Raw genomic sequence first — 14,649 nt, forward strand, 5'->3', positions numbered from 1 at the left:
CTGAAGTACCCACGAGAAACGTTCCATCAAATTGGAGGACGATGTCTTGAATATTTTCATGGCAGGAGTCGATTACAAAACAGCCAGCCTTTCTGTCAGGGAGAGGTTTTCTTTTTCAGACGAGGTTGTTCAAAAACATGTTCAGCAGATAGCCCAGCAAGCAGGTGTGCAGGGGTGTCTGTTGCTTTCAACCTGTAACCGCACCGAGTTGTATCTGTCCTGCGGGGACGATTTTTCGCCGGATGCTGCGGCCATGCTGTGCAGTCTGGTGGATTTGCCGGTGAATGCATACCGTCCTTATTTCACCAGTTGCCAGGGGCATGATGTGCTCATGTATCTGATGCAACTGGCCAGCGGGTTGCAGTCACAGGTCAGAGGTGAAAACCAGATTCTGGGGCAGGTCAAGGCGGCTGTGGTGGTTGCACGCGAAGCAGGTGGTATGGACGCTGTTTTGGAAACGGTGTTTCGCAATGCCATCAGCGCAGGGAAAAGAACGCGTACATTGGTTGCGCTGAATCCGGTGGATGTTTCTGTGGCCCAGTGCGCTGTGCAGGCATTGGCAGGCCATGCCGGCACCCTCACAGGACAGCAGGCCATTGTGATTGGCAATGGCGAGGTTGGCCGGACCGTGGCCGATATGCTGCTGAAACAGGGGTGTCAGGTGACCGCTACGTTTCGTTTTCACCGGCAGGTGCAGGCCCATGTTTTACAGGGCTGCCGGATGATTCCGTTTGAAGAACTTTACAGCGCTGTCAATGATTGTGACATTCTGGTCAGTGCAACCAGCAGCCCGCACTACGTGGTGGAGGCTGAAAAGCTGGCAGCCTGCCAAAGGAGGCCGCGTTACTTGGTGGATCTAGCGGTACCGCGCGACATTGAACCCGAAGCCGTGAATCTGCCTGGGGTTGCCCGGTACTGGAATGTGGATACTTTGCCCAAAGCTGTGGTTGATGCGCAGGACAAGCAAAAAATATCTGCGATCCGCAGTATTCATGAAGAATATCTGGCCCGTTTTCAGCAGTGGTATGTGTATCGCGAGCGGCTGCGGGCTTCTTCATAAGACGTTCCATATGTGTTGGATGTGCTCTGGCTTTCTGACGGTAGCGGAAAACCAGGCATGATGATTGATGCCGAAGGAATCATGAATGAATGATGGTTTACTGAAACGCCCCAGGCGGTTGCGCAGCACACCGGCGATGCGCCGGATGGTGCGGGAAACCCGGCTCAGTGCGGACAGCCTGATCTGGCCTTTGTTTGTGAAAGAAGGGCAAGGGATTAAAACTGAAATACCTTCTATGCCAGGGCAGTTCCATTACAGTGTGGATCGTTTGGGCGAGGCCGTACAGACGGCGCTGGATGCCGGTGTCGGGCGTGTGTTGCTGTTTGGTTTGCCACAGGATAAGGACGAGCAGGGCACGGGCGCCTGGGTGGATGATGGCATTGTGCAGCGAGCCATTCGGGAGCTGCGGGCGCACTTTCCTGATGTGATGATTGTGACCGATGTGTGTCTGTGTGAATACACATCGCATGGGCACTGTGGTGTGCTGCATGGGGAAACGGTGGATAACGATGAAACGCTGCCCCTGCTGGTGCGTACCGCCGTATCGCATGCGCGGGCTGGTGCTGATGTGGTGGCCCCTTCCGACATGATGGATGGGCGTGTTGCAGCTATCCGGCAGGGGCTGGACCAGCAGGGCTTTAGCACAACGCCCATCATGAGCTATGCTGCCAAATATGCATCGGCCTTTTACGGGCCGTTTCGGGAGGCGGCTGACTCTGCCCCGGCCTGTGGCGACCGCAGGGGCTACCAGATGGATATGCACAATCACAAAGAGGCGTTGCAGGAGGCACTGCTGGACACGCAGGAAGGCGCCGATATTCTGATGGTGAAACCCGCGCTTGCCTATCTGGACATCATCAAGGAAGTTGCCGCACACACCCTGCTGCCGGTGGCTGCCTACAGCGTGAGCGGTGAATACGCGATGATCAAGGCCGCAGCAGCGGCAAAACTCATTGATGAATACCAGGTGATGTGCGAGAGCGCTGTCAGCATTTTCCGGGCCGAGGCGGATATCCTGATCACTTACCATGCATTGGAGCTGGCACAGGCCATGCAAAAAGGAGATATTGGCTGATGATGCAGACCACAAAGTCCCAGCGTTTATATGCGCAGGCCAAGCAGTTGATCCCAGGCGGTGTTAACAGTCCGGTGCGGGCATTCGGCTCTGTCGGGATGGAGCCGCTGTTCATTCGGAAAGCGCATGGCGCCGTCATTGAAGATGTGGACGGGAACAGCTATCTTGATTATGTCTGCTCATGGGGGCCGATGATTCTGGGGCATGCGGTGCCTCAGGTTGTTGAGGCGGTTGCACAAGTTGCGCAGAACGGGTTGAGTTTTGGCGCCCCCAATGCGCTGGAGGTGGAAGTGGCGCAGACGGTGGTGGAGATGACCGGCATGGAGATGGTGCGCATGGTCAACTCGGGTACCGAAGCGGTCATGAGTGCACTGCGGCTTGCCAGAGGCGTGACCGGCCGCAATAAAGTCATTAAATTTGAAGGCTGTTACCACGGGCATAGCGACAGCATGCTGGTGAAGGCGGGGTCTGGTGCTTTGACCAGCGGCCAGCCCAGCAGTGCCGGCGTACCGGTGGCGGCCGTGGCTGACACGCTGACCGCTCAGTACAACGATCTGGCCAGCGTTGAGAAGATTTTTGCGCAATATCCTGGTGATATTGCTGCGCTGATTGTGGAGCCGGTAGCTGCCAACATGGGAGTGGTACTGCCGCAGGCCGGTTTTTTGCAGGGCTTGCGCTCTTTATGTGACCGCTATGGCGCGTTGCTTATTTTTGATGAGGTGATTACCGGCTTCCGGCTGGCGCCAGGCGGGGCACAGGCATACTTCGGGGTCACGGCCGATCTGGTGACATACGGCAAGATCATCGGTGGCGGTTTGCCGGTGGGTGCCTATGGCGGCCGGCGTGATCTCATGGCGCAGGTGGCACCCAGCGGCAAGGTGTATCAGGCCGGTACGCTTTCCGGCAACCCGGTTGCGATGGCGGCCGGGCTGTGCCAGTTGAAATTGCTTCGTGCCGGGGCGGAAAGTATTTACCCTGCAATCGAAAAAACAACCGCCTATCTGGCGCAGGAAATGCGCCGGATCGCGTCCAATGCGGGTGTGGCCGCGCAGGTGAATCAGGTCGGGTCATTGTGTTGTGCATTTTTTACCGAACAGCCGGTCACATCGTATGCAGGTGCCGTGTCTGCCGATACCCAGCGTTTTGCGGCTTATTTCAGAGGCATGCTGCAACGTGGAATTTATCTGGCGCCGTCGCAGTTTGAGGCAATGTTCATCAGCACGGCGTTAACGCCTGAAATGGTTGAAAAAACGCTCACTGCATTTAAGGATACTTTGGCAGAGCTTGTCTGAGGGCCAGTTGCTCGAAACAGAAAAAAGTGGATCAACGCATGTTAAAGACGCAGTTCCTGCATCAGATGACGTAACCATGGCTCTTTGACCGCGGGTTGCTGGCTGAGCAGTGTGATGAGGTGGTTACGGTCTTCTCGTGACTGGCCGCGCATAAACAGGGCATAAGCGTAGCGCAGTGCGTCAATGTGCTCGTCGCTGTGTGTCGGGTGGGCCAGTTCCTCCTGTCCCCAGTGCGCCGGGCGGTAAGAAGGGGTCAGTTTGTGCTGGGTGCCTCCCAGTTCTGACCAGAAATGCCGGTCAATGGAGATATTTTTGACGGCATCCGTTTCCAACAGACTGGCCCATTCAGCATGCTGCTGCCAACGCCAGGTGTTAGGGCTGTTGTGCGTGCGTAAAGTGATGCCGACAAGGCGTATACGCCGCTGTACGGCATTCCAGTCAAAGCGGATTTCTTTGCACCAGCGATGCAGCAGCATGATCAGGCGTGAAAACGTGTCGCCGGAATCAACCAAATCGACAAATGCCACAGGATGGTCTCGTGTGGCAATCTCTTGCGGGGAGAGTCCCAGACTGTGCAGGTATGCGCGCATGGCAGGAATGGCCTGAGGGTATTCTTTCTGAATGTCTGCTTCAGCCTGATAGCGCATGGAAAAGTGCAGCAGTGTCAGCCGATCTGACCAGCTTGTTTTCAGCAGCAGGCCGCTTAAATAATCGAAAAAGTTTTCCGGTGAGCGCCCGACAAATACCAGATGGCTGTCACCCGCATAGGCGATGATCTTGGCACAGGTCGGTAGCATCTCTTCATGCATTGGCACACAAGCGGGCGCTGTATCCTGAGACAACAGCTTTCCTAACTGCTCCTGGCGTGCAATGTTCCAGCGGAAGGGTTTTTCGTATGTGTGTGTCATGGTTGATGAGGTTGCGGCCTTTGCGCTTTCAAGGGGACCGCCTGTGTGAAGCGTTAAAGGGTTATTTTAAAGGCACATGATGTGTCTGCCGTAAATTCTGACTGCGCTGCAAGCAGCAGAAAACGATGGGCTTGCGGCCAGCGCCAAGGGTAAATTGCCGTAAGCTGTAAAATGGCAGGCGGGTACTGCCAATAGCCCAATAGTCAATAGTACAACACAACAAATGCCTCGTTTGTCTTCGTCATCCTCCAATTCTCATGCATCGGCTTTATTGCCGCAGCAGTCACAGCAGGCGATTGACCTGTTTTTGGATGCGCTGTGGCTGGAGGATGGTTTATCAGCCAATACACTGGCCGCCTACCGTAGGGATTTGACCTTGTATGCCGATTGGCTGGCCAGTCATCATGCGCAAAAGGCTCTGGATGATACACAGGAGGCGCATTTGCAGGCGTATGCTGCGGTTCGCCATGCCAATTCAAAAGCAACCAGTGCCAACAGGCGCCTGACGGTGTTCAGGCGCTATTTTCATTGGGCAGCCAGAGAACACCGCATTCAGAAAGACCCAACCTTGCGCCTGTTGCCTGCCAAACAGGCGATGCGGGTGCCTGGCACGCTGACGGAAGCGCAGGTGGAGTCTTTGCTGGACGCGCCCGACGTACAAAGTGAACTGGGGCTGCGTGACCGTACCATGCTGGAGCTGATGTACGCCAGCGGTTTGCGTGTGAGCGAGTTGGTCAAGCTCAAGATTTTTGAGGTGGGCCTCAATGAGCATGTTTTGCGCATTACCGGTAAGGGTGACAAGGAGCGCCTGGTGCCTTTTGGCCTGGAGGCGGCCACCTGGTTGCAGCGTTATATGCAGGAGGCCAGGCCCGTTTTGCTGAAAGGCCGTGCGTCTGACGCGCTGTTTGTGACCGGGCGCCTTGATGGCCTGCAGGGCATGACCCGGCAGATGTTCTGGGTGATTATCCGCAAATATGCGCTTCAGGCGGGCATACGGGAGCATTTGTCTCCACATACCCTGCGTCACGCGTTTGCAACTCATTTGCTGAACCATGGGGCCGATTTACGTGCGGTGCAGATGCTGCTGGGGCACGCCGATATTTCAACCACTCAGATTTACACCCATGTGGCGCGCGAGCGGCTCAAACAATTGCACGCCCGGCACCACCCGCGCGGCTGACTTCCATTCAGGCAAAATCTGGTATATAATCGAAAGCTTCCCTTGCCACACCGGTTTGGCAGTGCGGCCTTATATGGTCAACTGTATACACAGCCAAGACGCTTGCCGGGTGGCTTTTATCCATAAGGAGTTTTACATGCGTCATTATGAAATTGTGCTCCTGATCCACCCGGATCAAAGCGAGCAAGTGCCAGCCATGGTTGAGCGCTATAAAAGCATGATCACCGCTGATGGTGGTCAGATTCACCGTTACGAAGACTGGGGCCGTCGTCAACTGGCCTATCAGATCCAGAAGCTGGCTAAAGCCCATTACATCTGCATGAACATTGAATGTTCACAGCACGTGCTTGATGAGCTGGAACACGCTTTCCGCTTTAACGATGCTGTTTTGCGCCACCTGACCGTGCGCAAGGAAACCGCTGAAACAACACCTTCCTCGATGATGAAGGTTGTGGAGCGCGAAGAAGCACGCAAAAATACCCAGCAGGAATCTGCTGCCAACTGATTTTCTGTAAGAAAGGTCAAACGGCAGGCGTGAACGCGATTGATACCATCGGCCCAGGTCAGGGCGTCAATCAGTGTCATCTGCAGGCCCGCATTGAAAGTCTGGGATCCGACCGATATACCCCCGCAGGGATACTGGCACTGGATCTGGTTTTGGCCCATCAGTCCAGCCAAATGGAGTTGGGAAGTTCAAGACAAGTGGTACTTTCAATCAAGGCGGTGGCTTTTGGCGAAGTTGCACAGAAGCTGCGTTTGGCAGATATGCAAAGTGTTTATGTGTTTGATGGTTTTTTAGCCTCCCGGGGCCGGACACAACAGGTTATTTTGCATATTTCAGACTTTCAGTCGGTTTGATATTGGGAATGCAGGGTAAACGGGTTATGCACATGGTGCAACGCTTATCTTCGCTTAGAGTCAGATTTAACATTCAGGAGTCCATTTGATTATGGCTTTCACACGTAACAACAAATTTAATAAGGACCGCAAGGTCAAACGCAATCAGCAGTCACTGCTGTTCCGCCGTAAACGTTTCTGCCGCTTCACGGTGGCTGGCGTTAAGGAAATTGATTACAAAGACATTGATACGCTGCGTGATTTCATCGGCGAAAACGGAAAAATCACCCCGGCCCGTCTGACCGGCACACGTGCCATTTATCAGCGTCAGCTCAATACGGCGATCAAACGTGCACGTTTCCTGGCACTGATGCCTTATACCGATCTGCACAAGTTCTGAGGAGTACAAGCATGCAAGTTATTTTGCTCGATAAAATTCATCACCTCGGTAACCTGGGTGACATCGTTAAGGTCAAGGACGGCTACGCCCGTAACTACCTGATTCCTCAGGGTCAGGCACGCCGTGCTACGGCTGACGCGATCAAAGAGTTTGAAGCACGCCGCGCAGAACTGGAAAAAGCCGCTGCCGAAAGACTGGCCGCTGCCCAGACGCTCAGCGAGAAGATTCATGGTACATCGGTGACCATTAAACAGAAAGCCGGGGTAGACGGCCGCCTGTTTGGTTCTGTGACCAATTATGACATCACTGCAGCCTTGCATGAGCAAGGGTTTGCCGATGTGCATAAATCACAGATCCGTATGCCTAATGGTCCGCTGAAGGCGATTGGTGAGTACGATGTGGTGGTTGCATTGCATGCCGATACCACATCTGATCTGAAAGTGATCATTGTTGCTGAAACCGATTAATCTGCAACTGGTTCAAATACCAGGCAGGTGATTTCATCTGTTTCATACTGGAAAACCGGCTTTTTTTAAGCCGGTTTTTCTTTTGAGCTGCTGGTTGGATTCATGTTTACCTGTGTTTACAAAGTCGTTTAATTTGAGTGGAGAAGGGAAAAACCTTCTCAACAATAGGCACCTGTTGCCCTACCGCTCAAATGTCATGGTAAAGTGAGCAATGCATGAGCCCCGGTGTGGGCAATGCATGTGATAATGCATTGTTTTTAAAGGTTTTTTGTTTTTATGTCTGCTGTTTATCCTGAATCAGCCTCACCTTCGATGGATATGGATGTTGCGCAATTGCGTGTGCCGCCGCATTCGATTGAGGCCGAGCAGAGTGTGTTGGGCGGTTTGCTGGTTGAAAATGATGCCTGGGACCGTTGCGGTGACCTGATCAGTGAAAATGATTTTTACCGTTATGAGCACCGGCAGATCTTTTCGGCCATTGCACAGTTGATCAACGCCAGCAAACCGGCTGATGTCATTACCGTTTTTGAGCATTTGCAGAACCTGGGCAAGGCTGAAGAATGCGGCGGGCTGCCTTATTTGAATGCGCTGGCGCAAAGCGTGCCCAGTGCGGCCAATATCCGCCGTTATGCAGAGATTGTGCGCGAACGGGCGATTCTGCGCAAGCTGGTGGCTGCCAGTGATGAGATTGCCACCAATGCCATGAGCCCGCAGGGGCGGCCGGTCGCGCAGATTCTGGACGATGCGGAACAGAAGATCTTTGGCATTGGCGAAGAAGGCTCACGTATGAAGGCCGGTTTTCAGTCGATGGACAAGCTGGTGGTGGACCTGCTGGACCGTGTTACTGAAATGGCTGAAAACCCCAATGACGTTACCGGCGTGCACAGCGGGTTTTATGACTATGACCGCATGACCGCAGGCATGCAGCCGGGCGACCTGATTGTGCTGGCGGCACGTCCCTCGATGGGGAAAACGGCGCTGGCGCTCAATATTGCCGAGCATGTTGCGGTAGAGGAGCGGTTGCCGGTTGCGGTGTTTTCGATGGAAATGGGCGCTGCGCAGTTGACGCTGCGTCTGGTCGGTTCGCTGGGGCGCATTGACCAGGGCAACCTGCGTACCGGAAAGCTGCGCAACGATGAATGGGCGCGCCTGTCGGAAACGGTAGAGAAAATGCGTGACATTGATATGTTCATTGATGAAACGCCTGGCCTCACACCCAGCGAGCTGCGCGCCAATGCGCGGCGGCTGGCACGTAAATTTGGCCGGCTGGGGCTGATTGTGGTGGACTATCTGCAACTGATGAGCGGCTCGTCCGGCGGTGGTGATGAAAACCGTGCCACAGAGTTGGGGGAAATTTCCCGCGGCCTGAAATCGCTGGCCAAAGAGCTGCAATGCCCGGTGCTGGCGCTGTCGCAGTTGAACCGCAGTGTGGAGCAGCGAACCGACAAACGGCCGATGATGAGTGACTTGCGTGAATCAGGCGCGATTGAGCAGGATGCCGATGTGATCATCTTCATTTACCGTGATGATTATTATCACAAAGAGCAGTCCAAAGACCCCGGCGTGGCGGAAATCATCATTGCCAAGCAGCGTAACGGCCCTACCGGCACTGTGCGTCTGGCGTTCCTGAAACCGCTGACGCGGTTTGAGAACCTGGCGGAAGATGTCTAAGGCTGCTGACCAAGCCTGCAAATCGATGATGGATAGGGGCTGAAAGATGAAACTGCTGCGTGTTGGGATGTCTGGTTTTGAAAAACCCGCGCTGCTGGATGAGCAGGGCGCATTGCGGGATCTTTCCGGCGTGATCGGAGATGTCTGCGGGCAGTGGCTGCTGCCTGAGGTGCTGGAACGTTTGCAGGCGCTAAACCCGGAGATGCTGCCGGTATTGCCCGCAGATCAACTGCGCGTAGGCCCGTGTGTAGGGCAAGTGGGCAAGCTGATCTGCATTGGCCTGAATTACAGTGACCACGCGGCAGAAACCGGTGCGGCCGCACCTGATGAGCCGGTGATTTTCGGCAAATGGACCAGTGCCATTACCGGGCCTTATGATGAGGTTCACATACCGCGTGGTTCCACCCATACCGACTGGGAAGTCGAGCTGGGCGTGGTGATTGGGCAGTCGGGCCGTTATATCGAAGAAGACAATGCGCTGGCGCATGTGGCCGGTTATTGCGTGGTGAATGATATCTCCGAACGGGAATACCAGATGCGCCGCGGCGGCACCTGGGACAAAGGCAAAGGTTGTGATACGTTTGCACCGATTGGGCCATGGCTGGTAACGGCAGACGAGGTGCCTGACCCGCAGCAACTTTCGATCTGGCTGGAGGTGGATGGCAAGCGCTATCAGGACGACACAACAGCCAATATGATTTTTAAGGTGCCTTATCTGATCAGCTACGTCAGCCAGTTCATGAGCCTGCAGCCCGGCGATATCATTGCCACCGGCACGCCGCCCGGGGTGGGGCTGGGGCAGAAACCACCGGTGTTTTTACAGCCGGGGCAGATCATGCAACTTGGCGTCCAGGGGCTGGGCGAACAGCGGTTGACAGTGGTTTCAACGCCGCTGACCGGGGGTTAAGCCTCTCCTTCTGCTGAAGTGGCCTGGCGTTTTTGCCTGAGCGTAAATCTTGCCGGCAGCAGCGCCTGCACCAGTTGCTGAGGTAATGGCCAGGGCTCACGGCACATCATGCTGGCGAGCAGCTCTGCGCATAATGCGCCCGCGCTTAAACCTCGTGAGCCCAGTGCAGTCAATACATACAGCCCGGGCAGCACAGGGATTTCGGTGTTCATGACGCGCCGGGCATCCAGCGCTGCCAAAGCGTTCCAGTCGGGTACGGCGCCGACCATGGGCATGTGGTCGGCCGATGTACAGCGTACTTCCACAAAAGCGTTCAGTTGCTGCTGCTCAAACTGGGGCTGCAGCGCATGCGCAGCCTGTGGTGAGAGGTTGCGCAGTTTTTCAAAATTTTCCTGATGGCTTGCGGGCAGTACATCCAGGGTCTGGCAGTCATGCTGGAAGGTGGAGCCCATGCTCCATGACCAGCCGGCATCGGCCCGCAGCGGCAGCAGAAAATGCCCGTTGCCGGTGCGCGCATCGGGTAATGATGCAGGGGCAGCGGCATTTTCCAGCCCCAGTGTAATTTGCCCGCGGTTGGGGGTGATGCGGTCATTTTCCAGCTTGCATAAGGGCAGGCTGCCCATGGCGGCGGCCACGACCACATGGGGAGACTGGGCACAGATCTGTCCATGCTGGTCCCGCAGTTGCCATGAGCCTGCTTGTGTGCGTTCAAGCGCTGTGACGGTGGTATTCCACTGGTACTCAATGCCCGGCGTATGGGCCAATAATGCGTTGATGAGCGCTGGCCCTTCAACCCGCATGCCGTGGTGAAAACGCCTGCATGGCTGGTTTTCATCCGTGGTTGCCGGAGAAAACAGCATTTGCCCGAGATTGCCCCAGCTTTGAGGGATGCGGGCATCTTCAGCGCACTCAACAATCTGCTCTACCGGTGCGTCGCTCCAATAAGCGGGAGGCAGTTTACAGGCGGTAATGAGGTATTTCATCCATGCCGCACCTGCGCGTGTCAGGCGTGAGAGCAGCGCATCATCGGAGGAAATATGCGGCAGGCCCAGCCCTATGGGCAGGCCGGAGGCTCCTTGCGCTGGTCCGGATGCCTTGTCAATCAGACGCACCTTCCAGCCACGTCGCGCCAGTGACCAGCAGGCGCTGGCACCGGCAATGCCAGCACCAATCACAATGGCTTCGCGTTGAGCGGTTGTAATGCCTGCCTGCGTGCTGGGTTTGCGGCGTGAAATGGCATGCGGTTGGTAACTGCCGGTCAGGCATTCTTTTTTAGGTGGCAAGCCCGGCCGGCGTTCGGTTTGAAAGCCTGCGCTTGCCAGATGGCGGCGCACATGGCCGGCAACGCTCCAGGTGGCAATCCGGGTTCCGGGATGTGCCAGTCGGGCCAGGGCCTTCATGATCTCCGGGCTCCACAGGTCCGGGTTTTTGGCTGGCGAAAAACCATCCAGATAAATGGCATCGGCAGACAGGTATAGCTGTTTGAGCAGTTCCTGCGCGTTGCCGATAGCCAGTGTCAGAATGATCTGGCCTGACTCGCCCTCGTCAAATTCAATGCGATGCAAACCGGGCAAGGGCAGTGGGTATTGCTGTGCCAAACGCTGGCCTAATGCCTGGAGTTCCGGAATATGGGCCACAGACTGGATGATGTCCTGCGGCGAAACCGGATATGCTTCAACCGAGACAAAGTGCAAGCGGCGGCACTGACCGGGGTTGTTTTTCCAGCACAGCCAGGTGGCCAGAAAATTCAGCCCCAGACCAAAGCCGGTTTCCAGAATGGTCACGACGGGTTTTTGCTGCCATTGTTCGGGCAGCCCACAGCCATTTAAAAAAACGTGCTGCGCCTGCGGCAGAGCACCGCTGACACTGTGGTAGATGTCATCAAACTGTTCTGAATGGGGATGCCCCTGAGGTGTCCATGTGACAGGGCTGGTGTTTGGAGCGTTCATGGCCATATGGTTCAGTGTAAGCATAGCATAATGCAGGGAAGTTGCCATGCGTTTGTTGATAAAGGTTAAACAGTGGTGATCAAAACGGGGAAATTGTGTTTTACCCCTTTTCAGCGGATGATGCAGGCCGGCTTTTCCCCAATCTGTTGTTTATGGCTGTTTCAGGTGATGGGCTGTAAGCTGAATAGTCAGACAGGCTATGCATTCAATCTCAGTGGTGCGCAGATCTTCAGGGCATGTGTGGTGATTAAAACTCTGCCAAGGCTTCAAACTGCATGTTTTGCCGTGTGACCGGATGCACAAAAGCCAGACGCCATGCATGTAGCATTAGGCGCGGATAAGCATAAGCGTATTCGGGCGGGGCATACAGCGTATCGCCCAGAATGGGGTGGCCGATGGCTGCCAGATGCACGCGCAACTGGTGGCTGCGTCCTGTATGCGGCATCAGTTTCAAGGTGCTGAAATGGTGGCCCGGGCTGCGCTGAATAACTTCCCAGCGGGTGAGTGACGGTTTTCCATGCAAGTGGCTGACGATTTGGCGCGGGCGGTTTGGCCAGTCTTTTTGCAGCGGGAGGTTGATTTCTCCCTGATGGTCGGCCGGGCTGCCGGCAACCTTAGTCAGATAGGTTTTTTCAACCTGACGCTCTGCAAATGCCATGCTCAGTTGTCGCTGTACGACAGCGTTGCGTGCCATCACGACCAGGCCGGATGTGGCTTGATCCAGCCGGTGCACAGTGAGCGCATTTGGAAATAAAGTCTGAACAAGGCCGGCCAGATGGGGCTGGCTTTCATCCCGCCCGGGCACGCATAACAACCCGGCAGTTTTATGAAGGATGAGCAACTGCTCATCGGAATAAATGATCACCGGGACAGAGGTCATATGCATGGGGGCCGAAGATGACAATGCCCTGAATGGTTGGCATGGATTCAGGGCATGTCTGTTCTGGGCACAACAAGGTAATCAGATTACTTTTTCCAGTTGTCTTTCAGTGATGTGATGCGGTTAAAGACAGGGCCGGAAGCTGAGTGTTCAACCCGGTCTGCCACAAAGTAACCATGCCGTTCAAACTGTAGCCTTGTATCGGAGTCGACCATGGCTGCTTCAGGTTCGATGTAGGCCTGCACAGTTTGCAGGCTGTCAGGGTTCATGCAGCTCAGAAAGTCTTTACCGCCGGCATCCGGATGCTCGTCCAGGAAGAGCCGGTCATACAAGCGCACAGTGGCCTGTACGCCATCGGCCTGAGAAACCCAGGTAATGGTACCTTTGACTTTTACCGCGTCAGCGCCTGGTGTGCCGCTGAGTGTATCGGGCACCATGGTGGCCAGTACTTCAATTACACGGCCCTGATCATCCTTGACACAACCGGTGCACTCGATGATACAGCCGTATTTCAGCCGCACCCGGTTGCCAGGGAACAGGCGCCGGTATCCTTTGGGCGGTACTTCCTCAAAATCGGTGCGTTCAATCCACAGTTCGCGTGTCAGCTTGAAGTGGCGTACACCGGCTTCTGGAGAAGCGGGCAGGCGCGGCGCTTCGCAGGCAACTTCGTGGCTGTCGCTGCCGAACAGTTCGGCCCAGTTGGTGAGTGTCAGTTTGACGGGTTCGAGTACTGCCATGGCGCGCGTGGCCTTGCTTTCCAGGTCGTCGCGCAAGGCGGTTTCCAGCACGCCGTAATCGATCCAGCTGGCGGCCTTGGATACGCCGACGCGGTCACAGAACAGGCGGATAGATTCCGGCGTATAACCGCGCCGGCGCAGGCCTACGAGTGTGGGCATGCGGGGGTCGTCCCAGCCGCTGACGAGTTGGTTTTCTACCAGTTGTTTCAGTTTGCGCTTGCTGGTTACAACATAAGTGAGGTTCAGCCGGGCAAATTCATATTGCCGGGGTTGAGGCTGTGCCAACAGGCCACCAATGGTGCGTCCATCAGGCAGGGTTTTGGTTTCACACAGGCGCTGGATGATCCAGTCATAAAACGGACGCTGGTCTTCAAATTCCAGCGTGCAAAAGCTGTGGGTGATCTGCTCCAGCGCATCTTCCAGCGGGTGGGCAAATGTATACATCGGATAGATGCACCATTTGTCACCGGTACGATGATGCTCGGCATGCTTGATGCGGTAAATGGCCGGATCGCGCATGTTCAGGTTGGGAGAGGCCATATCAATCTTGGCACGCAGCACGGCAGCGCCATCAGGCAGTTTACCCGATCGCATATCCTCAAAGCGGGCCAGATTTTCTGCCGGGGTACGGTCACGGTACGGGCTGTTTTTGCCAGGGGTTTTGAAGTCGCCACGGTTGGCGCGCATTTCTTCTGCCGACTGTTCATCTACATAGGCATAACCGGCTTCAATGAGAAAGCAGGCGGCACGGTACATGAAGTCGAAATAGTCACTGGCAAAATACAGGTGAGATGTGTTGTGGGCCTGCCAGCCAAAGCCGAGCCATTGCACCAGGTCTTTGATCGACTCGACGTATTCAATATCTTCTTTTTCCGGGTTGGTGTCGTCAAAGCGCAAGTGGCACATGCCCGCATAGTCTTGCGCCATGCCGAAATTCAGGCAGATGCTTTTGGCATGCCCGACATGCAGGTAGCCATTGGGCTCCGGCGGAAAGCGGGTACGGATTTTGGCCCAGTCCGGCTCGCCCTGTTGCTGGTGCTGCGCATCTCCGGGTGTACCGGCAAAACGGCGCGATGCATAAGTGCCCGCAGCCAGGTCCTGCTCGACAACCTGACGCAGAAAATTAGAGGTTTTGTTTTCTGTGTTTTCCACAGAGGCTGGCTTGAGATGTGTATCACCCATAATCATGATCAAAAAATCAGGGACAATCTTTAATTCTACCTTGTAGGCATGTTGTTGTGTGAATGGCCTGAATGGAGGTGGTTGAAATCAGGTGCTGCTTGACG

The 14,649-nt window shown here is 55.3% G+C and carries 14 protein-coding genes; 10 read left to right on the forward strand and 4 right to left on the reverse strand.

Annotated features, from left to right (window positions below; translation table 11 throughout):
• Positions 1-58: 58 nt before the first annotated feature.
• The 3 genes from hemA to hemL all read left to right on the forward strand — a co-directional run bounded on the left by hemA (position 59) and on the right by hemL (position 3,427).
• The gene (gene hemA, locus CUZ56_RS00690; RefSeq protein ID WP_126977249.1) at positions 59-1,060 is read left to right on the forward strand and encodes a glutamyl-tRNA reductase; all 1,002 of its coding nucleotides are present in this window, start codon (positions 59-61) and stop codon (positions 1,058-1,060) included.
• An 85-nt stretch (positions 1,061-1,145) separates the two neighbouring features.
• A complete protein-coding gene (hemB, locus tag CUZ56_RS00695) occupies positions 1,146-2,135 on the forward strand; it encodes a porphobilinogen synthase (protein WP_126977251.1) in 990 nt (329 codons plus the stop codon).
• Positions 2,135-3,427: a glutamate-1-semialdehyde 2,1-aminomutase gene (gene hemL, locus CUZ56_RS00700; protein WP_239441920.1), complete on the forward strand. Its 1,293-nt coding sequence runs from the start codon at positions 2,135-2,137 to the stop codon at positions 3,425-3,427. Before hemB ends, hemL begins: the two co-directional genes overlap by 1 nt.
• A gap of 41 nt (positions 3,428-3,468) precedes the next feature.
• Here the strand turns inward: hemL and CUZ56_RS00705 are convergent, their stop codons facing one another.
• Complete coding sequence (locus tag CUZ56_RS00705; RefSeq protein WP_126977253.1) at positions 3,469-4,335, reverse strand: hypothetical protein; 867 nt, start codon at positions 4,333-4,335, stop codon at positions 3,469-3,471.
• Between the two features lie 223 nt (positions 4,336-4,558).
• Between CUZ56_RS00705 and xerD the strand changes: the two genes are divergently transcribed.
• The 7 genes from xerD to CUZ56_RS00740 all read left to right on the forward strand — a co-directional run bounded on the left by xerD (position 4,559) and on the right by CUZ56_RS00740 (position 9,797).
• Positions 4,559-5,515: a site-specific tyrosine recombinase XerD gene (gene xerD, locus CUZ56_RS00710; protein ID WP_126977255.1), complete on the forward strand. Its 957-nt coding sequence runs from the start codon at positions 4,559-4,561 to the stop codon at positions 5,513-5,515.
• Positions 5,516-5,651: 136 nt separating this feature from the next.
• Positions 5,652-6,020 carry a 30S ribosomal protein S6 gene (gene rpsF, locus CUZ56_RS00715; RefSeq protein WP_126977257.1) on the forward strand — a complete coding sequence of 123 codons (369 nt, stop codon included), beginning with the start codon at positions 5,652-5,654 and terminating at the stop codon, positions 6,018-6,020.
• A 29-nt stretch (positions 6,021-6,049) separates the two neighbouring features.
• The gene (gene priB / locus CUZ56_RS00720; protein ID WP_239441925.1) at positions 6,050-6,373 is read left to right on the forward strand and encodes a primosomal replication protein N; all 324 of its coding nucleotides are present in this window, start codon (positions 6,050-6,052) and stop codon (positions 6,371-6,373) included.
• 91 nt (positions 6,374-6,464) lie between these two features.
• A complete protein-coding gene (gene rpsR, locus CUZ56_RS00725; RefSeq protein ID WP_126977259.1) occupies positions 6,465-6,752 on the forward strand; it encodes a 30S ribosomal protein S18 in 288 nt (95 codons plus the stop codon).
• A gap of 11 nt (positions 6,753-6,763) precedes the next feature.
• Positions 6,764-7,219 carry a 50S ribosomal protein L9 gene (rplI, locus tag CUZ56_RS00730; RefSeq protein WP_126977261.1) on the forward strand — a complete coding sequence of 152 codons (456 nt, stop codon included), beginning with the start codon at positions 6,764-6,766 and terminating at the stop codon, positions 7,217-7,219.
• 276 nt (positions 7,220-7,495) lie between these two features.
• A complete protein-coding gene (gene dnaB / locus CUZ56_RS00735) occupies positions 7,496-8,890 on the forward strand; it encodes a replicative DNA helicase (protein ID WP_126977263.1) in 1,395 nt (464 codons plus the stop codon).
• Between the two features lie 46 nt (positions 8,891-8,936).
• Entirely contained in the window at positions 8,937-9,797 is an 861-nt protein-coding gene (locus tag CUZ56_RS00740) for a fumarylacetoacetate hydrolase family protein (RefSeq protein WP_126977265.1), read from the forward strand.
• On the opposite strand, the gene mnmC is transcribed toward CUZ56_RS00740, so the two are convergent.
• From mnmC to CUZ56_RS00755, 3 genes are all read right to left on the reverse strand, one after another.
• Positions 9,794-11,746, reverse strand: a complete 1,953-nt coding sequence (gene mnmC / locus CUZ56_RS00745; RefSeq protein WP_162615208.1) for an FAD-dependent 5-carboxymethylaminomethyl-2-thiouridine(34) oxidoreductase MnmC — start codon at positions 11,744-11,746, stop codon at positions 9,794-9,796. The two genes, CUZ56_RS00740 and mnmC, sit on opposite strands and share 4 nt — an antisense overlap.
• A 247-nt stretch (positions 11,747-11,993) precedes the next feature.
• A complete protein-coding gene (locus tag CUZ56_RS00750) occupies positions 11,994-12,632 on the reverse strand; it encodes an RluA family pseudouridine synthase (protein WP_239441927.1) in 639 nt (212 codons plus the stop codon).
• Between the two features lie 80 nt (positions 12,633-12,712).
• A complete protein-coding gene (locus tag CUZ56_RS00755; RefSeq protein ID WP_126977269.1) occupies positions 12,713-14,545 on the reverse strand; it encodes a glutamine--tRNA ligase/YqeY domain fusion protein in 1,833 nt (610 codons plus the stop codon).
• Between the last annotated feature and the right edge of the window lie 104 nt (positions 14,546-14,649).

Origin of the sequence: Saezia sanguinis (genome assembly GCF_003991585.1) — a bacterium.
Taxonomy (GTDB): domain Bacteria; phylum Pseudomonadota; class Gammaproteobacteria; order Burkholderiales; family Burkholderiaceae_C; genus Saezia; species Saezia sanguinis.